Annotated in this window: 20 protein-coding genes; 12 read left to right on the plus strand and 8 right to left on the minus strand. The window is 70.1% G+C overall.

Going from position 1 to position 22,255, the window contains the following annotated elements:
- Positions 1-29 precede the first annotated feature (29 nt).
- A complete protein-coding gene (locus ABD810_RS08625; protein ID WP_344937564.1) occupies positions 30-2,159 on the minus strand; it encodes an ATP-dependent DNA helicase in 2,130 nt (709 codons plus the stop codon).
- 407 nt (positions 2,160-2,566) lie between these two features.
- On the opposite strand from ABD810_RS08625, the gene ABD810_RS08630 reads away from it, so the two are divergent.
- Entirely contained in the window at positions 2,567-4,318 is a 1,752-nt protein-coding gene (locus ABD810_RS08630; RefSeq protein WP_344936518.1) for a hypothetical protein, read from the plus strand.
- 100 nt (positions 4,319-4,418) lie between these two features.
- Complete coding sequence (locus ABD810_RS08635; RefSeq protein ID WP_344936520.1) at positions 4,419-6,032, plus strand: Na+/H+ antiporter; 1,614 nt, start codon at positions 4,419-4,421, stop codon at positions 6,030-6,032.
- A gap of 17 nt (positions 6,033-6,049) precedes the next feature.
- On the opposite strand, the gene ABD810_RS08640 is transcribed toward ABD810_RS08635, so the two are convergent.
- Entirely contained in the window at positions 6,050-6,322 is a 273-nt protein-coding gene (locus tag ABD810_RS08640; protein ID WP_344936522.1) for a UBP-type zinc finger domain-containing protein, read from the minus strand.
- Between the two features lie 159 nt (positions 6,323-6,481).
- Here ABD810_RS08640 and ABD810_RS08645 point away from each other — a divergent pair, with 159 nt between their 5' ends.
- The 4 genes from ABD810_RS08645 (at position 6,482) to ABD810_RS08660 (ending at position 8,950) form a co-directional block, all read left to right on the plus strand.
- Positions 6,482-7,708: a Gfo/Idh/MocA family protein gene (locus ABD810_RS08645; RefSeq protein WP_344936525.1), complete on the plus strand. Its 1,227-nt coding sequence runs from the start codon at positions 6,482-6,484 to the stop codon at positions 7,706-7,708.
- 24 nt (positions 7,709-7,732) lie between these two features.
- Positions 7,733-8,101, plus strand: coding sequence for a hypothetical protein (locus tag ABD810_RS08650; protein ID WP_344936527.1), 369 nt, complete (start codon positions 7,733-7,735; stop codon positions 8,099-8,101).
- A gap of 163 nt (positions 8,102-8,264) precedes the next feature.
- Positions 8,265-8,609, plus strand: a complete 345-nt coding sequence (locus tag ABD810_RS08655) for a YidH family protein (protein WP_344936529.1) — start codon at positions 8,265-8,267, stop codon at positions 8,607-8,609.
- On the plus strand, positions 8,606-8,950 hold the full coding sequence (locus ABD810_RS08660; RefSeq protein ID WP_344936531.1) for a DUF202 domain-containing protein: 345 nt from the start codon (positions 8,606-8,608) through the stop codon (positions 8,948-8,950). The genes ABD810_RS08655 and ABD810_RS08660 overlap by 4 nt, the downstream gene beginning before the upstream one ends.
- Before the next feature lie 136 nt (positions 8,951-9,086).
- Here the strand turns inward: ABD810_RS08660 and ABD810_RS08665 are convergent, their stop codons facing one another.
- On the minus strand, positions 9,087-10,202 hold the full coding sequence (locus ABD810_RS08665; RefSeq protein ID WP_344936533.1) for a ferritin-like domain-containing protein: 1,116 nt from the start codon (positions 10,200-10,202) through the stop codon (positions 9,087-9,089).
- A 91-nt stretch (positions 10,203-10,293) separates the two neighbouring features.
- Here ABD810_RS08665 and ABD810_RS08670 point away from each other — a divergent pair, with 91 nt between their 5' ends.
- Positions 10,294-10,950 carry a TetR/AcrR family transcriptional regulator C-terminal domain-containing protein gene (locus ABD810_RS08670; protein WP_344936535.1) on the plus strand — a complete coding sequence of 219 codons (657 nt, stop codon included), beginning with the start codon at positions 10,294-10,296 and terminating at the stop codon, positions 10,948-10,950.
- A gap of 52 nt (positions 10,951-11,002) precedes the next feature.
- On the opposite strand, the gene ABD810_RS08675 is transcribed toward ABD810_RS08670, so the two are convergent.
- Positions 11,003-11,803, minus strand: coding sequence for an aggregation-promoting factor C-terminal-like domain-containing protein (locus ABD810_RS08675; RefSeq protein ID WP_344936537.1), 801 nt, complete (start codon positions 11,801-11,803; stop codon positions 11,003-11,005).
- Positions 11,804-12,214: 411 nt separating this feature from the next.
- On the opposite strand from ABD810_RS08675, the gene ABD810_RS08680 reads away from it, so the two are divergent.
- On the plus strand, positions 12,215-12,703 hold the full coding sequence (locus ABD810_RS08680) for a glutathione peroxidase (protein ID WP_344936539.1): 489 nt from the start codon (positions 12,215-12,217) through the stop codon (positions 12,701-12,703).
- A 16-nt stretch (positions 12,704-12,719) separates the two neighbouring features.
- Here ABD810_RS08680 and ABD810_RS08685 read toward each other — a convergent pair whose 3' ends face one another.
- Complete coding sequence (locus ABD810_RS08685) at positions 12,720-13,718, minus strand: LacI family DNA-binding transcriptional regulator (RefSeq protein ID WP_344936542.1); 999 nt, start codon at positions 13,716-13,718, stop codon at positions 12,720-12,722.
- Positions 13,719-13,884: 166 nt separating this feature from the next.
- Between ABD810_RS08685 and ABD810_RS08690 the strand changes: the two genes are divergently transcribed.
- The 4 genes from ABD810_RS08690 (at position 13,885) to ABD810_RS08705 (ending at position 18,829) form a co-directional block, all read left to right on the plus strand.
- Complete coding sequence (locus tag ABD810_RS08690; protein ID WP_344936545.1) at positions 13,885-15,108, plus strand: ABC transporter ATP-binding protein; 1,224 nt, start codon at positions 13,885-13,887, stop codon at positions 15,106-15,108.
- Positions 15,109-15,404: 296 nt separating this feature from the next.
- Positions 15,405-16,283 carry a fibronectin type III domain-containing protein gene (locus ABD810_RS08695; protein WP_344936548.1) on the plus strand — a complete coding sequence of 293 codons (879 nt, stop codon included), beginning with the start codon at positions 15,405-15,407 and terminating at the stop codon, positions 16,281-16,283.
- Positions 16,273-18,036: a DUF4012 domain-containing protein gene (locus ABD810_RS08700; RefSeq protein ID WP_344936550.1), complete on the plus strand. Its 1,764-nt coding sequence runs from the start codon at positions 16,273-16,275 to the stop codon at positions 18,034-18,036. Before ABD810_RS08695 ends, ABD810_RS08700 begins: the two co-directional genes overlap by 11 nt.
- Positions 18,037-18,139: 103 nt before the next feature.
- Positions 18,140-18,829: an arsenate reductase/protein-tyrosine-phosphatase family protein gene (locus ABD810_RS08705; protein WP_344936553.1), complete on the plus strand. Its 690-nt coding sequence runs from the start codon at positions 18,140-18,142 to the stop codon at positions 18,827-18,829.
- Here ABD810_RS08705 and ABD810_RS08710 read toward each other — a convergent pair.
- Genes ABD810_RS08710 through ABD810_RS08720 form a run of 3 tightly spaced genes read right to left on the minus strand, consistent with a single transcriptional unit; the run spans position 18,807 to position 22,225 of the window.
- On the minus strand, positions 18,807-20,183 hold the full coding sequence (locus tag ABD810_RS08710) for a tyrosine-protein kinase domain-containing protein (protein ID WP_344937567.1): 1,377 nt from the start codon (positions 20,181-20,183) through the stop codon (positions 18,807-18,809). The genes ABD810_RS08705 and ABD810_RS08710 overlap by 23 nt on opposite strands.
- Positions 20,184-20,192: 9 nt before the next feature.
- Positions 20,193-21,230 (minus strand): MraY family glycosyltransferase, encoded by a 1,038-nt coding sequence (locus ABD810_RS08715; protein ID WP_344936555.1) that lies wholly within the window; start codon positions 21,228-21,230, stop codon positions 20,193-20,195.
- Positions 21,227-22,225 carry an NAD-dependent epimerase/dehydratase family protein gene (locus tag ABD810_RS08720; protein ID WP_344936557.1) on the minus strand — a complete coding sequence of 333 codons (999 nt, stop codon included), beginning with the start codon at positions 22,223-22,225 and terminating at the stop codon, positions 21,227-21,229. Before ABD810_RS08720 ends, ABD810_RS08715 begins: the two co-directional genes overlap by 4 nt.
- Positions 22,226-22,255 lie beyond the last annotated feature (30 nt).

The raw sequence follows: 22,255 nt of genomic DNA on the forward strand, positions 1-22,255 counted from the left end.
CTGGCGCCGCCCGGCCACGGCGGGCGTGTTCAGGGCGTGGCGGTGAGGCGGCGGAGCGCGGCGCGCACCTTCTGCGGATCGCTGGTCGCCCAGAACGGGGGGAGCGAGGCGCGCAGGAAGCCGGCGTAGCGGGCGGTCGCGAGCCGGGGGTCGAGGACCGCCACCACGCCCTTGTCGTTCTGGCCGCGCAGCAGCCTTCCGGCCCCCTGCGCCAGCAGGAGCGCGGCGTGGGTGGCGGCGACGGCCATGAACCCGTTGCCGCCCTTGGCGGCGACGTGCCGCTGCCGGGCGGAGGCCAGCGGGTCGTCGGGCCGGGGGAACGGGATGCGGTCGATGATCACCAGGCTGAGGGACGGGCCGGGGACGTCGACGCCCTGCCAGAGCGACAGAGTGCCGAACAGGCAGGTGGACGGATCCTCGGCGAACTGCTTGACCAGCAGCGAAGTGGAGTCGTCGCCCTGGCACAGCAGCGGCGTCTGGATGCGCTCGCGAAGTGCCTCGGTGGCGGCCTTCGCGGCGCGCATGGACGAGAACAGGCCGAGTGTGCGGCCGCCGGCGGCCTCGATCAGCTCGGCGATCTCGTCGATGTACTCCTTGGGAAGGCCGTCGCGCCCCGGCTGGGGAAGGTGCTTGGCTACGTAGAGGATGCCCGCGCGTGCGTGGTCGAAGGGCGAGCCGACGTCGATGCCGGTCCAGTCCTTGCGCTTCTGCTCGGACTTCGGGCCGGGTCCCTTATGGGTGTCGCCGGCCCCCTCCGCCGATGGCGAGGGGCCGTCGCCGGGCGTGTTCTGATCGGGGGTCTCCTGGCCGGAAGCGGGCGGGGCCTGGTGGGGCGGGCGGGCCGGGCCGAGGCCCCATTGGCGGGCCATGCCCTCGAAGGTGCCGCCGAGCGCGAGGGTGGCGCTGGTGAGGATGACGGTGCGGTCGGCGAACAGCTTGTCGCGGAGCATGCCGCCCACGCTCAAAGGCGCGACCTTCAGCAGGGCGGGACGGCGGTCGGTGGCCCCCTCGAGCCACACGACCTCGGCCCGGTCGACCTCGGAGTCGCCCCCGAAGGCCTCGAGGATGCGCACGGCGGTGTCGTGGACCTCGTCGAGCGCGGTGTACGCGGCCTTGCGCTGCCCGGCCTGCTCGGGATCCTCGCCCGCGCGGCCGCCCCACATGTCGCCGCCGCGCGGCCCCATCGCCGTGATACAGGCGAAGGCGGCGTCACGCAGGACCGAGAGCGTCACCCCGAGGACCTGCGGGAGCTGGTCGAGGCGGCCGGGGGGCGCGGCGGCGAGCAGGGCCTTCAGGTCCTCGCCCGCCTCCTGGAGGCGGTCGGCCACGCCCTGTTCGATGAGCCGCCCGACGCGGCGTACGGCCGTCGCGACGGCCACCTCGGAAAGCTCGTCGGTGACCACGCTGGTGACCCGGTCGACCAGCTCGTGGGCCTCGTCGACCACGACGACGTCGTGATCGGGCAGGACCGCGAACTCCTCCATGGCGTCGATCGCGAGCAGCGCGTGGTTGGTGACGACCACGTCGACCTGGCCGGCGCGCTCCCTGGCCTGCTCGGCGAAGCATTCGGAGCCGCTCGGGCACCGCTGGGCGCCCAGGCACTCCTTGGCGCTGACGGAGAACTGCCGCCAGGCCTGCTCGTTGACCCCGGGGACCAGCTCGTCGCGGTCGCCGGTCTCGGTCTGCTCGGCCCACTCCTGGAGGCGCTGGACCATGCGGCCGGTGGCGCTCACCTCGCGGGGGTCGAAAAGCTGGTCGTCCTCGTCATCGGGCCAGGCAGCCGTCACCTTGTAGCGACACAGATAGTTGCGCCTTCCCTTGAGGATGGCGAACTGTGGCTCGTGGGGAAGGTGGTCGGCGAGCGCCTCGGCGAGCCGGGGCAGGTCGCGGTCGACCAGCTGGCGCTGGAGGGCGATCGTCGCGGTGGAGACCACGACGGCGCTGTCCGACTCGATCGCGTGGCGGATCGCCGGCACGAGATAGGCCAGGGACTTGCCGGTCCCGGTGCCGGCCTGGACGGCGACGTGCTCGTCGTTCTCGATGGCGTACGAGACGGCCCGGGTCATCGTCACCTGGCCGGGTCTGTCGGTGCCGCCCACTCCCGCCACGGCGGCCGCCAGCAACTGCTCGACCGGCGGGAGATCCTCCTCTTCGAGCAGCTCCTCGTCGTCGGCGAGGGCGTCGTCACCGGGGGAGACGTCGTCGCTGTGGCGCGCGGCGCCATCGGTGTCGTCGAGGACGTCGTCGGTGGCGCTGAGGGAGTCGTCGAGCACGACATGCAACGCTACCGGCCTCCAGGGGGTGGCCGCGCCCCTTGCCGGGAGTCGACTCGCGGTGCGTTCCGGGTCCATCTCGGCATTCCGGAACCCGCGCGGCGGTTCGCGTGGCAGACTGGCGTGGCCAGGTCCCGGGGGTCAACGACGATCTACCGCCGCCTGCCCGATCGTGGGGACAGTGGGCTGCGAGTGACCGATGGGGCCTGCCTATGGAGGCGATGTTCAGGGTTCGGTAGGGTTTTCTGAGGTCGAGTGGACGAATAAAGGCTGGTTAAAGCACTATGTCTGCCATGTCGGAAGTTGTCCCACTGCCATCGTTCGGTGAGGTGTTCTTCGACGCCCGGGGCCAGGAGCGTGTTCTCCGGGTCACCTGGCACGACGGCACGCTGGTTCTCAGCCTGTGGCGGGGCGAGATGTGCACCGCCAGTTTTCGCATGCCGATGGACGACGTCGGCCGCCTGCTGGACACCCTCGACGACGGCTACACAGAGGCCGGCGGTGAGTACGTCGAGGGGGAAGAGGAGGACTACGGCGAGGAGGCGGAGCACGCCGACCAGCCGGAGTACCCCGAGTATCCCGGAACGGGGCAGTACGCCCGCCCGGCCGGCGTGCCCGACGACGTGGAAGACGAGTACACCCAGGCCCTTCCCTACCCCGAGGCGCAGGTCCCCCGCGGGCGGCGCGGCGGAGGGCCGCGCGAGCAGGCGGTGCCGGTGACCCTCGGCCCCAAGGACGTCCTCGTGGCGCGCGGCGGCGCGGCGGCCCCCGACAAGCTGGTCGCCTCCCACACCCGCCCCGCCGAGTACGCCTCGCAGGACGACTACGGCCCTCGGGGCGTCCCCCAGGCCGAGCACCTCGGTCCTTCCGACTACCCGGCACAGCCCGACCACTCGGTACCGCCCGAATTCGCGCCCCGGTCCGAGTTCGCCCCGCAGCCCGGCTTCCCCGTCTCGCCCGAGTTCCCCGCCCGGCCCGACCACGCGGCGCAATCCGAGTTCGCGCCCCGGTCCGAGTTCGCGCCCCAGCCCGGTTACCCGGGGGACCAGGGGTCCCGGCCCGCACAGGCGCTCGGCCTGGCCCAGCAGCGCGTCCCCCAGCAGGCTTCTCCGCCCCCCGGCGACCGGGCCTTCGCCCCACTGCCCGCCACCGGCCCGCAGGCCGCCGCCGCGAGCGACCACGGGGTCAACCCCGACTACACGCCTCCCAGCGGCTTCTCCTTCACCGGCGATCCCGCCGAGCAGCATCCGCGCGCCGACTACGGTGCGCACGACGAGTACGCGCCCCGTGGCCAGTTCGGGCCGCAGGGCGAGTTCGGGCCGCAGACCGACTACGGCGCGTCCAACGAGTACGGCCGGCCCGGGCACGGATCCCTGCCCGAGTACGGCTCCGCGGCGGAGTTCGGGCCACAGGGCGAGTTCGGCTCCCGATCCGACTTCGCGCCCGCGAGCGGCGCCTCCGCGCCGTTCGGCGCCCCCGGGCCGAACGGCGAGTTCGGTCCATCGAGCGAGTTCGCTCCCCGGGACGACTACGGCCCGAGGGACGCCCACGCGCCGGGTGGCGAGTTCGGCTCCCAGGCGGGCCACGGACGGCCGGTCGATCCCTTCGCCCCGATCGACTACACCACCCCGCCCCTCGACTACTCGGCTCCGCCCGCCTACGGGTCCTCGCCCGACTTCCCCCCGCTTCCGGAGTACGGCGGCGCGTCCCGGTACGGGGGCGGTCACAACGAGGCCGTGCCGAGGGAGAACATGATCGTGAACGACTCCCTGCCGTACGGCCAGGCGGGCTACGGCGCCCCGGGGGAGCCGCCCGGGTACGAGTGGTCGCCGCAGGTGCCCGCCCAGTCGGCCGTGGATCCCTCCGACCCGCTGGGGCTCGGTTCCATGCCGCAGCCCTCGGGCGACTCGACCGATCCGCAGCTCTCGCGGCCGTACGTCCATGATCCGATGTACACCACCGGGGAGCGCGTCCACCCCGACGGCCGGCCGCACCCCGACGGCGGCGGGCCGCGTTACCCACACGACAACGGCCGCGACTGGTGACCGCCGGCAGGTCAGGTGCCCGGCCATATCGGGCGTACGGAAGGTGAGGGCCACGTGGAGGTGCCACCGCGCCTCCATGCCCGGCATATCCTTCTGATCGATGGACATCACGACCGCGCTTCAGCTCGTCTTACTCCCCGCCGGTGCGGTGGCGGTCGCGGCCTTCGCCCGGCGGCGTGGCTGGCCCGCGCCGCTGCTGCTGGTGCTCGTCGGCCTGATCGCCGGGCTCATCGCCTCGCGCATCCCCGGCATGCCCACCTACGAGCTCGACCCCGAGGTGGTCCTGCTCATCTTCCTGCCCCCGCTGCTGTACTCGGCGGCCCTGGACAGCTCCTACCTGCGCCTGCGTGACTTCCGGCGGCCCGTGGGGCTGCTGTCGGTGGGGCTGGTGCTCTTCAGCACCGCCGTGGTGGGCCTGCTGGTGCACCTCATGATCCCCGGCCTTCCGCTGGCCGTGGCGTTCGCCCTCGGCGCCATCGTCGCCCCGCCCGACGCGGTGGCGGCCGTCGCGGTGGCCCGCAGGCTGGGGCTCCCCCGGAAGATCATCACCATCCTGGTGGGCGAGAGCCTGTTCAACGACGCCACCGCGCTGACGGCCTACCGCGTCGCGGTGGCGGCCGCGGTGGGCCAGGGCATCAGCCTGTTCGGCGCGGTCGGGCAGTTCGCGTTCGCCGCCGGCGGCGGGCTGCTCATCGGCGTCGTGCTGGCGTACGCGTTCGGGTGGTTGCTCGACCGGCTGAGGGATCCGCTGATCACGAACACCATCTCGCTGCTGATCCCGTTCGCCTCGTACCTCGCCGCGGAAGCGGTGCACTTGGGGGAGGTGCACGCCTCGGGAGTGCTCTCGGTCGTGGTGGTGGGCGTCTTCCTCGGCCACCGGATGAACCGCGCCAGCTACGGCACGCGGGTCGTGTCCTACTCGGTGTGGAAGGTCCTCGACTTCTTCCTCGAGATCATCGTCTTCCTCCTGATCGGGCTCCAGCTCCCGCTCATCCTCGAAGGCCTGCGCGGTCAGGATCCGTGGCGGATCGCCGGTTACGCGGCCGCCGTGTTCACGGCGGTGGTGGTGGCCAGGTTCGTCTGGCTGATCCCCGGCGTCTACCTGCCCCGGATACTGGTCCGCGGGATCCGGAATCGCGAGGCGAAGCCGCTCGCCTCCCACGTCGCGGTGATCGGCTGGGCGGGGATGCGAGGCGTGGTGTCGCTGGCCGCGGCCTTCGCCCTCCCCGTCGACCTGCCCTACCGCGACCTGCTGCTCTTCCTGACCTTCGTGGTGGTCATCGGCACGCTGCTGGTGCAGGGGATGTCGTTCCCGTGGCTGATCAGGAAGCTCGGCGTCTCCAGCGACGTGGAGATCTACAAGGACAACCTCTCCGAGGCGGCGGCGCAGCAGGCGGCGGCGAGCGCGGCGCTCGCCCGGCTCGACGAGCTGACCGAGGAGGGGGTCATCGAGACGCACACCGAGGTGATCGACCGGCTGCGCACCAACGCCGAGCGCCGTGCGATGGGCGCGTGGGAGCGCCTTGGGGGTGGTGTCGGCCCCGATGGCGAGGAGACGCCGAGCGCGCTGTACCGCCGGCTGCGCCGGGCCATGCTGGAGGCGGAGCGCTCCGTTCTGGTGCGGATGCGCGACGAGCGCCGTATCGACGACGAGGTGCTGCGCAGGGTCACCATGGAGCTCGACTACGAGGAGGCGACCCTGGCGCGCGAGTAGCCGCCGGTGCCCTCGGGCTACCGCACGGGCTTGGAGTGCCCCACGACCTCGTGGACGTAGCACCAGAGCCAGCGCTCGCCGTTCTCGTACGACCGCATCACCGGGTGGCCGGTCTGCTTGAAGTGCTCGGTCGCGTGGCGGGCGGGCGAGGAGTCGCAGCACCCGACATGCCCGCACTCGACACATATACGCAGGTGGACGTAGCGCTGGCCCTCCGCGAGGCACTCCTCGCACCCTTCCGGCGTCCGCGGAGCGATATCCGGGTCGAAGACCATATCTTCACAATGCAACAGTGATCCCCCCTTGAGGGTGAATCGTAGTCGAGGGCGACATCACCCTTCGTCAGGCCGTTGTCCGGCCGCCGTGGCCGGGGGCGGGGCGTCCCGGCGGTTCGTGCCCTAAAGTGCCTACCCATATGGACAAAGCGGCATAAATGGCCAAGGGGAAGCATGAGCCAGGAGACGGATGGACGGCCTTCGGGCATTGGACGGCTTTCGGGTAATGGGCGGCCGGACCTGCGGATCGGGGTCGCGGGTTTCGGGCTGCGGCGGTCGGTGGCGCTGGAGGCGCATCGTCCGGGACGGGGCAGCCGGGTCGTCGCCGTCTGTGATCCGCGTGACGACGCGCTCGCGGCGGCCCGCCGGGAGTTCGGCCCCGAGGCGCGGACGACGACCGCCTTCGACGGGCTGCTGGACGACGACGTCGACGCGGTGATCATCGCCACCCCCGACCATACCCACGCCGGCTTGGCCGTACGGGCGCTGAAGGCGCGCAGGCCCACCTTCGTCGAGAAGCCGCTCGCGATCACCGTCGCCGACTGCGACCTGATCCTGCGCACCGCGCGCGAGCAGCGCACCCGTCTCTACGTCGGCCACAACATGCGCCACATGCCGGTGGTACGGACCATGCGGCGGCTGATCGCGGAGGGGGCCATCGGCGAGGTGAAGGCGATCTGGTGCCGCCACTTCGTCGGGGACGGCGGCGACTACTACTTCAAGGACTGGCACGCCGACCGCCGCAACACCGGCGGGCTGCTGGTGCAGAAGGGCGCCCACGACATCGACGTGATCCACTGGCTGGCCGGCTCCCGCACCACACGGGTATCCGGGATGGGCGCGCTGACGGTGTACGGGCAGATCACCGACCGCACGCCCGGCCTGCCGGACGACTGGTACGACCCGGCGCGCAACTGGCCCCCGCTGGCGCAGAAGGGCCTCAACCCGGTCGTGGACGTCGAGGACCTGTCGATGATGCACATGAGCCTGGAGAACGGCGTCTACGCCAGCTACCAGCAGTGCCACTACACGCCGGACTACTGGCGCAACTACACCGTCATCGGCACCAAGGGGCGCCTCGAGAACTTCGGCGACACCGCCACGGGAAGCGTCGTCCGCGTGTGGAACGCCGGCAGGCGGACCTACGACCCCCAGGGAGATCTCAGCGTGCCGGTCGTGGCGGGGGAGGGGAGCCACGGCGGGGCCGATCAGGAACTGGTCGATGAGTTCGTCCGCTTCGTCCGCGAGGGCGGGGCCACCGACACCTCGCCGGTGGCGGCCAGGGACAGCGTCGCCGCCGGGTTGCTCGCCACCGAGTCCCTCCGCAACGGCTCCGTGCCGCTCGACGTGCCCCCGCTCGATCCCGAACTGGTCGCGTATTTCTCGGACGGTCAGTCGTGAAGGAAGTTGGATAGGGTCTTTATCATGCGATTTCTCCCCCTGGCCGCAGCGGCCGCATTCGGCTTCACCCTGCTCACCACGGGATGCAGCACGGTCGACAAGGCCCAGGCCTGCATCGAAGCCAACAAGGTCATCACCGAGACCGGCGCCAAGATCACTCAGCTGGCGGACGACCCCAAGGCGATGGAGAAGGCCCTCGAGGACGGAGCCGCGAAGCTGGAGGACGTGGCCCAGACCGCCGGCAACACCACCCTCAACGAAGCGCTGCAGAAGCTGGCGGACAGCTTCAAGGGGCTCAACGTCAACAACGCCAACGAGGCGGTGGACGCGACCCAGAAGGTCGCGAACGACACCGCGCAGGCCGTGAAGACCATCGCCCAGGAATGCACCTGATAAAACCCTAAAACCCGACATCTCTAGGGGATCATGCCTATTCCTTGATCATCCCTGTACTGCCCTGGATCTGCCCTGGACAAGATCACACCATGTGTTGTCCCTGGTAGGGGGTCGCAACCCTATTTCACTAGGGGAAATAGGCATAAATTAGCCTGATTTCATGGACATCGAGGGGGAGGAGCCGGACCCCCGGTTCACGCTGGCCAACGAGCGCACCTTTCTCACCTGGCTGACCACGTCGCTCGCCCTCAGCGCGGGCGGCGTCGCCATGGCGGCCGTGCCCAGAGACGTCTTCGTTCCCTGGTTGCGCACGGCGCTGGCGGTCGTCCTGGTGCTGCTGTCCGTGCTGGCCGGGGCGATGGCCTACCCCCGCTGGCGGCACGTGCAGCGGGCGTTGCGGCGCAAGGCGCCCCTCCCGCGGCTCGCCGTGGCCTCCCTGTTCGGCTACGGGGTCGCGGGGGTGGCCGTGCTGGCGCTCGTCCTGATCCTGATCGCCGGGAGATGAGCCCGGGGCCGGAGCGGGAAGGGCCGGCCCCGGCGGGCCTGCACCTCGAGCGCACCCTGCTGGCCTGGACCCGTACCGCCGCCACGCTCGCGGCCGCCGGGCTCGCCGGTGCCGGGCTCGCCGGGCGGCATTCGGCGGGCGGGGCGGTCCTGCTCCCGTTCGTGCTCGCCGCGCTGTGCGGCGCCGTCCTGCTCGCCAGGAGCGGTGTACGGCACCGGCACGTCGAGGGGCTGCTGCGGGACGGCCTTCCGCTGGACATCCGGGCGGACGCCCTGCTGGCGTGGCTGGGCGTGCTGGCGGTCGCCGCCGGCGCGCTGGTGTTCGTGCTCACCGCGCCCTGAGCCACGCCGCCGCCGTGCTCACCGCGCCCTGAGCGACACCGCCGCGTGCTGACCGCGCCCTGAGCCACGCCGCCGCGCTCACCTGCGCCGCGCGGCGGCCGTGTCCACTGCTGCCGGCCCGCGCCGGAAAGGTGTCTCAGGCGGGGTCGCCGAGCGAGATGGTCTTGGCGATCTCCTCCGCCCGCTCGGCCTGCTCGGCGGCGAACCGCTCCGCGTCGAGCTTCTCGGCGATGTCCTCGTCCTGCCTCATCAACGCGTCCAGGTTCTGCCCGGCCATGTCCAGCACGCCCATGTCGGCGTAGGCCTTCTGCAGGCGCTCGCTCCACAGGCCGATGTCCTTCACACACGGCACGATCCGGCTGAACAGCAGCGAGCGGAAGAGCTGGAGATACTCCGACTCGTCGACCGCCGTCATCGCCTGCTTGACCTCGTCGGGCGAGAGGCCCTGGGTCTCCCACTGCTCGACGCCCCGCAGGCGGTCGCGCATGAGGTAGCAGCCCTCGATCACGAAGTCCTCGCGCTCGCGCAGCTCGGCCTCCGACAGCTGCTTGTAGTAGTCGCGCAGGGCCATCCGGCCGAAGGCGACGTGCCTGGCCTCGTCCTGCATGACGTACGCGAGGATCTGCTTCGGCAGGGGCTTCGTGGTGATGTCGCGCATCACGCCGAACGCCGCCAGGGCCAGGCCCTCGATGAGCACCTGCATGCCGAGGTAGGGCATGTCCCAGCGCGAGTCGCTGAGCGTGTCGTCGAGCAGGGCCTTGAGGTGCGTGTTGATCGGGTAGGCGATGCCCACCTTCTCCTGCAGGAACCGGGCGTAGGTCTCGGCGTGCCTGGCCTCGTCCATCGTCTGGGTGGCCGCGTAGAACTTCGAGTCCAGGTCCGGCACGGACTCCACGATGCGGGCGGAGCAGATCATCGCGCCCTGCTCTCCGTGGAGGAACTGCGAGAACTGCCAGGCGGCGCCGTGGCGCCTGACCTCCTTACGCGCCTTCTCGTCCATCTTGTGCCACAACGGAGTGTCGTAGATCGCGATGGACTGGTCGGGAATGCCCAGCACGTCGTAGGGATCCACCTCGAGGCCCCAGTCGATGCGCTTCACCGAGTCCCACTGCTTGTCCTTGCCCTTCTGGTACAGGGCGAGCATGCGGTCGCGGCCCTCGTCGTACTCCCAGGTGAACCGGGAGGAGCCGGCCATCTCCACATCCCATGTGGAGAGCTCGGCTGGGATCGTGTACAGCTCGTGGGTCGACACAGAGGCCTCCAGAGGGGACGTACACCGTACGTACCTTCGAGAGTGACACGTACGCTGTACGTGCGTCAATGGAACGGGAGACAATGGCCCCATGCCACCTCTCACGAGAGCACGGATCGTCACAGCGGCCATCGACCTGATCGAGAGGGAGGGCGCCGACGCGATCTCCATGCGGCGGATCGCGGCCGACCTCGGCGTGGGGGTCATGTCGCTGTACAACCACATCCCGAACAAGGCGGCGCTGCTCGACGCGGTCGCCGAGACCGTGCTCTCGCAGATCTCGTTCACCGACGATCCCTCGGCGGAGTGGACGGAGCGGGTGCGCATCCAGGCGCGCGCCTTCCGGCAGATCGCCCACCACTATCCCCGCTCCACCATGGTGGTGGTCAGCCGCCAGCTGAAGTCGCCGGCCGGGCTGTTCCCGGTGGAGCGCGCCCTGGCCACGTTGCGCGAGGCCGGTTTCGGTGGCGAGGACGCGGTCCAGATCCTGCGCACCTTCATCGCCTACATCATCGGGTCGCTCCTGCGCGAGGTCGGCGTGACGCCCACCTTCGCGCCGGTGCACCGTTCCGACGTGCACCTGACAGACGTGGATCCCGTGCTGTTCCCCGAGGTGGGCACGCTGGCGCCGCTGCTCGGGGTGTGCGACCACGAGGAGTCGTTCGAGTACGGGCTCGACATGCTGATCCGCGCGGTGGCCGTGCAGCTTCAGGAGTCCAAGGAGCCGAAGGGAAGCGCCCGGGGGTGATCCCCCCGGGCGCCGGAGTGCGCCCTTCCCCTGGGCACTCCCCGTCCGGCACTCAGTACCAGTTGTGCGACTGGAAATGACCCCAGGCGCCACAGGGCGAGCCGTAGCGCCCCTTGATGTACTTCAGTCCCCATCGGATCTGGGTCGCCGGGTTGACACGCCAGTCGTGCCCGACGCCGACCATCTTCGTCCCCGGCAGTGCCTGCGGGATGCCGTAGGCCCCTGACGAGGGGTTCTGTGCCCGGTGGTTCCAGTTGCTCTCCCTGGTCCACAGGCTGTCGAGACAGCGGAACTGCGTCACCGGCCATGACCGCCGGGTGACCAGGCGATAGGCGATCGCCTTGTTCCTGCCCTTGGGCGTCCGTGCCGCCCATACGCGCACGTGCGGACGTGCGGAGGTCCTCCACACCCGGCGGTGCACCCGATAGGAGGCCTTTCCGGCCGCCTTCGCCTTGCTCGTCACCCCGGCCTTCGCCGTCGTTCCCATCTTCGGGATCACCGTCGCCCCGGTCGCTCCGGTGATCCCGCCGATCATCCCCGCCAGCCCCGCGCGGGTCCAGATCGGCTGCCCGGTCTGAAACCGGGTGGTGGTGCTCGCCGGCCGCGCGCCGATGGCGGGGCCGGATGCCTCGGCCGGGACCGTCGCGGCGGTCGCCGTCCTGGTCGGGTCCGTGTTCGCCCGTGCCGTGTCGGCCGGGCCGGTTCTGGTTTCGCCTGGTTCTGCTGTGCCGGTGATGGCGTCGGCCGTTGCATCGGACCCTGTGAGGGCGTGTGCCGCTTCCGCCGTCCCGTTGAGGACGGCGGCGGCGATGACGGCCGCGACTGCGCCACGAAAAGCGCGGTTACTGTCCAACTCGGTCCTATTCATCGGGCCGCGTGCGGAAGGCGGCCACACGCGGCGGCCGCCTTCGTCCCGCGCCCATGGATGGGGCGCTGGACGTCCGCGTGGCCGTTCCGGAATCGGTTGAGGACACTGCTGTCCCCGGAAGGCGCCGCGACGTGTTCTACGGCGGTTTCTAGTAGCCGATCCCCCCGCGACAAGTGATTCGCGACACGCGTGGGACAGTTGTTTGCGATCGGAGCGGCACATCTCTGCCGTCTCGCGGGGGCCCGTTGGCCCGCGTCGTGTCCGCGATGATCGCCGCATGATCCAGAGATGCCGGAGGGTTGAGGTTTGGCACGGTAGCCCCCGTGGATACGGGACCGATGCGACATCACACCCGGCGTGCCGCGCCGGAGGTCAGTGCCTGATTAGGGTGGTTCAATGAGTGTTCGTAATATTCCGGTGCGTACGTTGGCCGAAGTGCCCACCACGCTGGGAGAGCTCACAGGCGACAAGGCCACCCTGGTGGTCAACGTGGCGTCGAGGTGTGGCCTGACCCCGCAGTACGCCGGCCTGGTCCGGCTACAGGAACGGTACGGCGACCGCGGGTTCACCGTCGTCGGCGTGCCCTGCAACCAGTTCGGCGGACAGGAGCCGGGGTCGGCCGAGCAGATCGAGGAGTTCTGCGTCACCAACTATGGCGTGGACTTCCCGCTGCTGGAGAAGGCCGACGTCAACGGGGAGGGCCGCCACCCGCTCTACGCCACGCTGGTGTCGTCCGCCGACGCCTCGGGCAACGCGGGCGACGTCCAGTGGAACTTCGAGAAGTTCCTGCTCGACAGGGAAGGCAACGTCGTCGCGCGGTTCCGTTCGCGTACCGACCCCGAGGACCCGGCCGTCGTCGAGGCCATCGAGAAGGCGGTCGGCTAGCCCGGCGAGGAGCCGGTCAGCGCCGCGGCCCGCAACTGCCCCTGACGATCAGCTCGGTGGGCAGCGTGACCGTGCGCGACCGGCGCCCCTCACGCAGCACCAGTTCGGCGGCACGGTAGCCCATGTCCTGGGCGGGCTGGGAGATCACCGTGAGCGGGGGGTAGCACAGCTCCGCCCAGGGCACGTCGTCGAACATGATCAGTGAGACGTCGCGGGGCACGCGGAAGTCGAGCTCCTTGGCCGCGAGGACGGCGGCCTCCCCGAGCATGTTCCCCCCGGCCAGCACGGCGGTGAGGTCGGGGCGGTGCTGGAAGAGGCCCGAGGCGGCGGCGTAGGCCGAGTCGCGGCTGGAGTGCGCCCGCACGATCAGCTCCTCGTCGACCGGCACGCCCAGCGCGTCCAGCGCCTCCCTGAAGGCGCGCACCCGCTGCGCCTGCCCGTGCCGTGAGAGGAACGCGATGCGCCGGTGCCCGAGCCCGGCGAGGTACTCGACCGCCGTGCGCACCCCCGTGCGGTCGTCGGCCACCACGGTGGGGATGTTCTCGCGGCCCTGCACGGGCCGCTCGGCGAAGACGACGCTCAGCCCCGCGCGGAAGGCCGGCCCCCACATCTCCCCGTCGCCGGACGGCACCGCGATCACCCGTTCCACGCTCTCCTCGATGAGCGAGCCGATCAGCTGGGCCTCCCGCTCCGGGTCGTCCCGGGTGGTGCCGATCATCACCGGCTCGCCCGCGGACTGCGCGCAGGTCAGCACGCCGTCGGTGAGCCGGCCGTAGAAGGGGTCCGTGATGTCGGGAACCAGAAGACCGATGCCGCCGGTGCGCTGCCGGCGCAGGTTCCGCCCGAGCGCGCTCGGGCGGTAGTCGAGCCGCGCGGCGGCGGCCAGGACCTTCTCCCTCGTCGCGGGGCTCGCCGATCCCGTCCCCGACAGCACGCGCGAAACGGTCGCGACGCCCACCTCCGCCGCCTCGGCCACATCCTTGATGGTCGATCGGCGCTGTCCGCTCACCCTCATGGAATCGATTCCATCATGGTTTCCATGGATGAGCCAATACGTGAACGGCATCCGAAGAGTGTGAGGAGCCTATATTTCAGAAGGGCTTGACAGAGATGTCCGGTTCAGATGAGATTCATGAAAACGTATCCACATCTGGCGGCACCCGGACGCACGAAGGACTGTCATGGCATCAATCGTTCTGCGTAACGTTGACAAGATCTATGCCGGCGGCGTGAAGGCCGTGAACGGCCTCGACCTCGACATCCACGATGGCGAGTTCATGGTCCTCGTCGGCCCGTCGGGTTGTGGTAAGTCCACCGCGCTCCGCATGATCGCCGGCCTGGAGGACATCAGCGGTGGCGAGATCGCCATCGGCGAGCGGGTGGTCAACCACCTGCCCCCCAAGGACCGCGACATCGCGATGGTCTTCCAGAACTACGCGCTCTACCCGCACATGACGGTCGAGGAGAACCTCGCCTTCGGTCTCAAGCTGCGCAAGATGCCCAAGGCCGAGATCGCCAAGCGTGTTCAGGAGGCCGCCAAGATGCTCGGCCTCGACCAGTACCTCAAGCGGAAGCCCGCCGCCCTCTCCGGTGGCCAGCGCCAGCGTGTCGCCATGGGCCGCGCCATCGTGCGTGAGCCGCAGGCCTTCCTCATGGACGAGCCGCTGTCCAACCTCGACGCCAAGCTCCGCGTCTCCATGCGCGCCTCGCTCAACCAGATGCACGAGCGCCTCGGCGTCACCACCGTCTACGTCACGCACGACCAGGTCGAGGCCATGACCCTGGGCGACCGGGTCTGCGTGCTCCGCGACGGCATCCTCCAGCAGGTGGACACCCCGCAGAACCTCTTCGACGCCCCGGTCAACCTGTTCGTCGCCGGATTCATGGGCTCCCCGTCCATGAACTTCGTCAACGCCGAGCTGGTGCGTAGCGACGGCGGCGCGGCGGTGGCCTTCGCGGGCATGAAGCTCCCGGTCCCCGAGTCCACCTTCGCCGAGAAGCCGGGCCTCGACCAGTACTTCGGCAAGAAGCTGATCCTCGGCATCCGTCCTTCCGACTTCGAGGACGCCTCCGCCGCCAACGGCAGCTCCACCGGCTGGGCCCGTATCCCGACCCGCGCCGAGGTCACCGAGGAGCTGGGCAGCGAGATCAACGTCCTGTTCCTCATCGACGCCCCGCCGGTCGAGCACAAGGACACCGTGGCCGCCCAGGACACCGGTGACGACGAAGAGGCCGCGGTGCTGCCGCTCATCGGCGACAAGTCGCTGTGGACCGCTCGTGTCAACGCCCGCAGCCACGTCCGTCCCGGCCAGAACGTCGAGCTCGTGGTGGACACCCAGAACCTCCACTTCTTCGACACCGACAGCGGTCTGGCCATCGGCCACTCCGCCAACGTCGGACGCTGACCGGACACCGCTCCGGCCGCTGAGCCCCGGCCGCTCGCTTCGAGCGGTCCGGCGAGGCTTCCGAATAGAAGAGACCGCCCTTCCCAGAGAAAAGCCCCCGCCGCGCACCCCTCCCGCGGCGGGGGCTTTTCCATTGGTCAAATCGGTGAGATCCGCGTGCGATCTTTCGGTAATACTCGTGCGCCGGGCGGGGGTCATTCGGCTCAAGTGGATACAACGGGATGCATCGACGCGTCGCCCGGTTGCCGGGCGACGTTTCACATGGCCCGAATTATTTGTCCATCGGGGAGTCCTGAATGGCTGGGAAATATACGATACCTATTCTTCTGGCGGTGGCACTCGCCGGTGGATCGGCGACGGGCACGGTCGCGATGGCGGCTGTGGCGACCGACCTGCCGGCGCTGCGTTCGGCCGGGCTCTCACAGCTCGCCCAGCCCGACACCCAGCCTCCGACCGCGCCGAGCAACCTCCGCTACACCGAGCCTGCAAGAGGGCTCATCAGGCTGCAGTGGGATCCCTCCACGGATGGGCCCACCTATCCGCCGGGCCCGGGTGTGGTCGCCTATGACATCTACGCCAGCAAATCGCCGTACCGTCTGATCGCGACCGTACCGGGTAACGTCCTGACCTACACCGACAGGCAGTCGATTTGCATTACGGTGTCCTATTTCGTCAGGGCGAGGGACGCGGCGGGGAACGTTTCCCCGCCGAGCAATGTCGTCACCCGGCCCGGTAAGAAGTGCGTGAAGAGGGACGACGCGGAGCAGGTAATCAGCACCAAGCCAAATACATCGCAGCTCAACTATGAAACCGATAAATCGCATCATAAGGCTGAAGATGACCAGGAGGTGATCAAGGCCAATAAGTTCCTCCACCTCGAGGAAGGCGATGAAGACGGCGGCGGCCACCACTGGTCGAACCACGACACGCACGGCAGGCACCACCACGGCGGCGGGCACGAGCATGCGGGAGCCGAAGCCGAGGAGGGAGGCGGCCACCAGCCCGCGGCGCACCAGGCCGTGCAACCGGCCGCCGTGCAGCACGGGGGCAAGCAACTGCCGCTCACCGGAGCACCCGTGGCCGCGGTGGCCGGAGTGGGCGGCGCCCTGCTGCTCGCCGGTGCCGCGGGCATCATGATCTCCGTACGGCGCCGCCGATCCACTGGTGCGCGCTAGACCACGCAGGCGGGCCGTCGTCGCCGGCTCGCTCGCGTCCGTTCTCGTCCTGGTGTCGTCCGCGGGCTGGTCGGCACATCTGGGCCTGAGCGCGCGCGACCACCTGGAGGCGACCAGGGACGCCCTGGTGCATCTTCGCGCGGTGATGAGCGCCCGTGACCTCGACCGGATGGCCGTGACGCTGGCGGACGCCCACCGTCACGCGAGCGAGGCACGGCGCCTCACCAGCGGCCCCGACTGGTCGCTGATCACCTACCTGCCCATGGTGGGTGACGGCGCCACGACCGTGCGAGGGCTGGCCGAGACCGCGGCGGAGATCACCGACGTGCTGACCCGCGTCCAGCGGACCGGCACGTCGCTCTTCACGGCCGGGTCGGGCTCCACGGACGACGCGCGCCAGTTGCTGGACGGGCTACGGGCGGCGGCACCGGTTCTCGACGGTGCCGCCGCCCGGCTCACACAGGCACGAGGCCGCCTGATGACCACCCCGGCCCGCACCGGGGTGGCCTCGCTGGACCAGGCACGGGGCACGGCCCTGTACGAGCTGGACCGGCTGCGCCGCTGGATCGGCGGTGCGGCCACCGCCGCGAACCTGATCCCTCCGATGCTGGGCAACGACGGCCCGCGCCGCTACTTCCTGGCCTTCCAGACCAACGCGGAATCGCGGGGGACCGGCGGCCTCGTGGGAGCCTTCGGCATCCTGGAAGCCGACCACGGCCGCATCGGCGTCAAGCGGCTGGCGGCCAACACCGGCCTCGGCCGCAGCCCCCACCCCGTCGCCGACCACGGCCAGGCCTTCCGCGCGCGATACGGCCCCGGCGCGGTTGAGCTGCTCTCGGTCTCCAACCTCTCCCCGCACTTCCCCTACGCCGCGAAGACCTGGACCGCGCTGTGGGAGCGCCAGACCGGCCTGCGGCTGGACGGCGCCATCGCGATCGACCCGGTCGGCCTGTCGTACCTGCTCGGCCTGATCGGCCCGGTCACCCTCCCCGGCGGTGAGCAGGTGACCGCCTCGAACGTCGTCGACCTGACCGAGCGCACCGCCTACGCCCGGTTCACCGACCCCGTCGCGCGCAAGCGGTTCCTCATCTCGATCGCCGGCGCCGTCAGCGAGGCGCTGCCCCAGTCCTTCGCCGAACCCTCCCGCGTGCTGCCCGTGCTCAAGCCCATGGTGGCGGAGCGCAGGCTCCAGATCTGGAGCCGCCACGACGCCGAGCAGCGGCGCCTGTCGGCCACCGCGCTCGGCGGCGTCCTACCGCGGCAGCCCGGGCCCTACGCCGGGCTGGTGGTCAACAACTCGGCCGGTGGCAAGCTCGACTACTACCTGAACCGCTCCCTGGAGTACGAGCTGGGCCCCTGCCGTGACGGGCGGCGTTCCACCAGCGTCCGGATCAAGCTCACCAACGACGTGCCCGACGTGGCGCTGCCCTCCTATGTCACCGGCCCGCTGGACACCCCCGGCCGCTCCCATGGCCCGGGATCCAACCTGCTGTGGGTGTCGCTGTACGCCGGGGTCGGAAGCGAGCTGACGAGGGCACAGCTGGACGGCCGTCCGCTCACGGCCATCAAGGAGTCGGAGCGGTCCCACCCCGTCTACTCCGCCATGCTCGAACTGGCCCCGCGGCAGTCCAGGACGCTGACATTCGATCTCGTGGAGCCGGTCTCCGCCGAGCCCCCCGCGATCCCGGTGCAGCCGCTGGTCCGACCCCAGCAGAACCGGGTCATCGACTCCCGCCAGGGCTGCGCCCCCTGACACGCCGGCACGGGAATCCGCGTGCCGAGGCCACCGGCAGGAAAGTCCCAAGCGCGGCGCGCCGGAGAGGCGGCCGGCGGAGAGACGATCTAGCGTCGCGCTCATGAAACATCCGTCGCCGGCCGCCGGGGAGCGGGATCAGGGGGAGCGCGCCCTCACCGGGCACGAGGACTGCGGCCCGCGGTGCTGGAGTGCCCGTCGAACGGCACCGGCGCCGGGGGAGGAGGTTCGATTCCGCCTTCTGTTCGTGTGCACGGGCAACATCTGCCGCTCTCCGCTGGCGGAGCGCCTCACCAGATCGGTCCTCGGACCGTGCCCGTCCCTGGAGGTGATCAGCGCGGGCACCTTCGCCCGGCCAGGGGAGCCGATGACCGAGCACGCGCGACAGGTGCTGATCAAGCTGGGAGGAGATCCCTGCGGCTTCCTGTCCCGCCCGCTCACTCCCGAACTGCTCGCCGCCGCTGATCTCGTGCTGACCGCCACCACGGAGCACCGGGGAGAGTCGGTGGCCGAGCACCCGCCGGCGGCCGCGCGTACCTTCACGATCGCCGAGTTCGGCACGCTGGCCCGGGCGGTGCGGGCCGAGGCGGTCACCCGCCACGAGGACCCGGCGCGGCGAGCCGGGGCGCTGCTCGACGAGGTCCGCGCGATGCGCGGGCTGGTCCGGGTGAACCAGCCCGACATCGCCGATCCCTACGGGCGCTCGCTGTGGGCGTACCGGGCGGCGGGACGCAGGATCGCCGGATCGCTCGCCGTCCCGCTCCGGCTGCTCACACGTTCGCCGGCGTCTTGACCTCGGTCTCGGTCTCGGTCTTCGGCCCGTATCCGTACCCGTATCCGTAGAGCTGGCTGCTCTTGCGCGGCGCGAAGTTCAGGACGGTCCCCACCACGCGGGCGTTGATGGAGGACAGCAGCTCACCGGCGCGGACCAGGCTCTCGCGCCGTGTCCTGCCGTATCGCGCCACGAGGAGCACGTCGTCGCAGATCGCCGCGAGCGTGGCGGCGTCGGTGACGGGCAGCAGCGGCGGCGCGTCGATGATCACGATGTCGTACTGCGCCACCAGCTCGGCGATCACCTTGCGCATGTTCTGCGAGCCGAGCAACTCGCTGGGGTTCGGGGGGATCCGCCCGCTGGGCAGCACGGACATGCTGGGCTCGCCCCAGGTCTGGATGGCGTCGGCCAGTTCGACCCGGTTGATCAGCACGTCGGTGAGGGCGCTGGACCCCTCGATGCCCAGGTACTCGGGAATGGTCGGGCGCCTGAGGTCGCCGTCGACCAGGATCACCCGCCAGCCGGCCTGCGCGAAGGTCAGCGCGAGGTTGGTGGCGATGGAGCTCTTGCCCTCGTTCTGCAGGCAGCTTGTGACCACCAGGGACCGTGGCGTCCAGTCGACCCCGATGAACTGCAGGTTCGTACGGAGCGAGCGGAAGGCCTCCGACCTCGACGACTTGCTGCCATCGCGCAGGATCAGGGGCGTGCGCCGCGCGTCCCGCTCGTAGCCGATGATCCCGAGCGTCGGGCTGTTGGTGATGTCCTGCAGCGCTTCGCTCGACTTGACGGTGGAGTCGAGATGGTCGCGCAGGACGATCCAGCTTGCGGTGATCAGGAGCGCGAGCAGTACGGCCACCACCAGGTTGACCAGCGGCCGGGGGCTGACCGGCGTGGTGGGGGGCTCGGCCTGGTCCACCACCGTGATCCTCACCGCAGACGGGGTGTTCGGGGTAGGGCGCTCGATCTCGCCGATCACCTCGCTGAACGTCCGGCCGAGGGCGTTGACCAGGCGCGCGGCCCGCCGAGGGTCGTGGTCGGCGAGGGTGGCCCGGAGCAGCATGGTCATCGGAATGGCTTCGGCCCTGATGCCGCTCTGTACCTGCCGGACCTCCTCGGCAGGGACGAAACGGCCGACCACCCGGCGGCTGGTGAGCAGGTTGGCGTACGACTGCACCCTCTGCTGCGACAGCGCCCCTGATTGCAGCGCGGTGGCGAGGCTGCCTTCCTTGTCGTGCCCGGAGACCAGCATGGTGATCGTGGCTTCGTATTTGGGCGGCGTCTTCGCGGCCACCACCAGCGCGGCGGTCACCGCCAGGACCAGCGACAGCAGGATGAACACCAGGTTCCTGCGCGCGAGCCGTACGAAATAGACCATGTCCACTGGTCAACGCCTTTCGATGATATTTGTCGGATGGTTCTGAGGTACGGCCGAGGTGGTGACCCGTATCTTCTGCGGCAGGGCGATGAGGAGGAGCGTCGTCCCCGTGGCGGTGATCGCCGCGAAGAGCGGCGTGACCCAGTTGAGGGTCATCGCCAGGCACAGCCCGCCGGCGAGGGCAGCCAGGGTGGCGAGCGCGACGGCCGTGAGGCGGGTGCCTGCCCCCAGCAGGCGGAGGCGGTGGGACAGGTGGTCGTTGCCGCCCTGCATCAGCGGGCGGCCTTCCCTCCTGCGTGACAGGAGGACCACCCCGGTGTCGACGGTGGCGACGAACATCGGCAGGAGCAGGCCCGCGACCATGGTGCCCATGCCCTGGCCGGTGACCAGCAGGACCGCCGAGCAGGCGAGGACGAATCCGATGAACAGCGAACCCGCGTCCCCCATGAACACCTTCGCGGGCGCCCAGTTGTGCGGCAGGAACCCAAGGCAGGCGTGGGCCAGAGCGACCAGGAGGAGCCCCACGCCGGGCTCGGCGGACATGAAGGCGGTCGCCGCGAGGGTGGCGGCGCTGACCGCCGCCACGGCTCCGAGAGCGCCGTCCATGTTGTCCAGCAGGTTGACGGAGTTGGTCATCACGACGACCCACATCACCGTCAGCGGGCCGTCCAGCCACCCGCCGGTCACCGGGGCCTGGATCCCGCTCATCACGACCCCGCTCGCCGCCAGGGACTCGACACCGAGACGCTTGGACGGGGACAGCGGAACGATGTCGTCGATCAGACCGAGGAGGCCGACCGCCACGGCGGCCAGGATGATGGCGGTCGTCCGGATGTCGGCCACGCCGAGCAGCGTGAGCGCGGGCGCGATCGTGCCCAGCATGATCGCGACCCCGCCGAGATAGGGGACCGGCCTTGCGTGGGTCTTGTAGCCCACGGGTCGGTCGGTGAAGTCCCAGTGCAGGGCGAGACGTCCCAGCGCCCGGGTCGTCCCCACGGTCAGCAGGAAGCCGGCCGCGCCGGCCATGGCGATCGTCGAGGCGTTCATCGGCGCGGCACCCCCATGTCCTCTCGCGCCTCGGCGATGGTGTCGGCGAGGATGTCGGTGAAGGTCCGGCGGGGAGCCCATCCGGTGAGGGCGCGGATCTTGGAGGTCTCCGGGACCCTGCGCGCCATGTCCTCGAAGCCCTCCTCGTAGGCCTCGGCGTAGGGGATGTAGTCGATGCCGGACGCCGTTCCGACCTGATCGATGATGTGCTTGGCGAGCTCCAGGATGCTCACTTCCTCGTCGCAGCCGACGTTGAAGGTCTGCCCGACGGCCTGGTCGTGGTCGAGGAGCCGCAGCAGGGCGTCGACGACGTCCGCCACATGGGCGAAGCACCGTGTCTGGGTGCCGTCGCCGTAGACGGTGAGCGGGACGCCCGCGACCGCCTGCCTGACGAGGCGGGGGATGACCATCCCGTACGCCGGGCTCTGCCGCGGTCCGACCGTGTTGAACAGCCTGACGATGATCGTCGGCAGGCCGCGCTCCTTGTGGTAGGCGTTCGCCAGGATCTCGTCGACGGCCTTGGCGGTGCTGTAGGCCCACCTGACGACCGCGGGGCTGCCCAGGATGCGGTCGGAGAGCTCGGTGAGGGGCCCGTCGGAGTTCTTGCCGTAGATCTCGCTCGTACTGGTGAGCAGGATCTTCCGGCGGTAACGATGCGCGGCCTCGATGACGATCTCGGACCCGCGGATGTTGGTCGTGATGGACCGCAGCGGCTGCTCGACGATCAGCTTCACCCCCACCGCGGCCGCGAGGTGGACGACCACGTCGCACTGGTGGACCAGCTCGTCCACCATGAGCTCGTCCAGCACGGATCCATGGAAGAAGCGCAGCCGGGGGTGGCCGATGGCGTGCTCGATGTTGGCCACGCGGCCGGTCGACAGGTTGTCCAGGATGACCACGGAGTCACCGCGTGCGAGCAATGCGTCGGTCAGGTGGGATCCGATGAACCCACTCCCACCCGTAATCAGAAAGGTGCTCCCAACCGGATTTCTCACGGGTTCTCCTCGTACGATTTGCGATGACAG

This window comes from Sphaerisporangium flaviroseum (assembly GCF_039537005.1).
Classification (GTDB): domain Bacteria; phylum Actinomycetota; class Actinomycetes; order Streptosporangiales; family Streptosporangiaceae; genus Sphaerisporangium; species Sphaerisporangium flaviroseum.

Excerpts from the sequence above, each read along its gene's own strand:
- ABD810_RS08690 (WP_344936545.1), top strand. The coding sequence starts at position 13,885 with ATGGCATCAATCGTTCTGCGTAACGTTGACAAGATCTATGCCGGCGGC.
- ABD810_RS08715 (WP_344936555.1), bottom strand. The coding sequence starts at position 21,230 with ATGAACGCCTCGACGATCGCCATGGCCGGCGCGGCCGGCTTCCTGCTG.
- ABD810_RS08635 (WP_344936520.1), top strand. The coding sequence starts at position 4,419 with ATGGACATCACGACCGCGCTTCAGCTCGTCTTACTCCCCGCCGGTGCG.
- ABD810_RS08645 (WP_344936525.1), top strand. The coding sequence starts at position 6,482 with ATGAGCCAGGAGACGGATGGACGGCCTTCGGGCATTGGACGGCTTTCG.
- ABD810_RS08660 (WP_344936531.1), top strand. The coding sequence starts at position 8,606 with ATGAGCCCGGGGCCGGAGCGGGAAGGGCCGGCCCCGGCGGGCCTGCAC.
- ABD810_RS08680 (WP_344936539.1), top strand. The coding sequence starts at position 12,215 with ATGAGTGTTCGTAATATTCCGGTGCGTACGTTGGCCGAAGTGCCCACC.
- ABD810_RS08630 (WP_344936518.1), top strand. The coding sequence starts at position 2,567 with ATGTCGGAAGTTGTCCCACTGCCATCGTTCGGTGAGGTGTTCTTCGAC.
- ABD810_RS08695 (WP_344936548.1), top strand. The coding sequence starts at position 15,405 with ATGGCTGGGAAATATACGATACCTATTCTTCTGGCGGTGGCACTCGCC.
- ABD810_RS08705 (WP_344936553.1), top strand. The coding sequence starts at position 18,140 with ATGAAACATCCGTCGCCGGCCGCCGGGGAGCGGGATCAGGGGGAGCGC.
- ABD810_RS08710 (WP_344937567.1), bottom strand. The coding sequence starts at position 20,183 with ATGGTCTATTTCGTACGGCTCGCGCGCAGGAACCTGGTGTTCATCCTG.
- ABD810_RS08650 (WP_344936527.1), top strand. The coding sequence starts at position 7,733 with ATGCGATTTCTCCCCCTGGCCGCAGCGGCCGCATTCGGCTTCACCCTG.
- ABD810_RS08655 (WP_344936529.1), top strand. The coding sequence starts at position 8,265 with ATGGACATCGAGGGGGAGGAGCCGGACCCCCGGTTCACGCTGGCCAAC.
- ABD810_RS08670 (WP_344936535.1), top strand. The coding sequence starts at position 10,294 with ATGCCACCTCTCACGAGAGCACGGATCGTCACAGCGGCCATCGACCTG.
- ABD810_RS08685 (WP_344936542.1), bottom strand. The coding sequence starts at position 13,718 with ATGAGGGTGAGCGGACAGCGCCGATCGACCATCAAGGATGTGGCCGAG.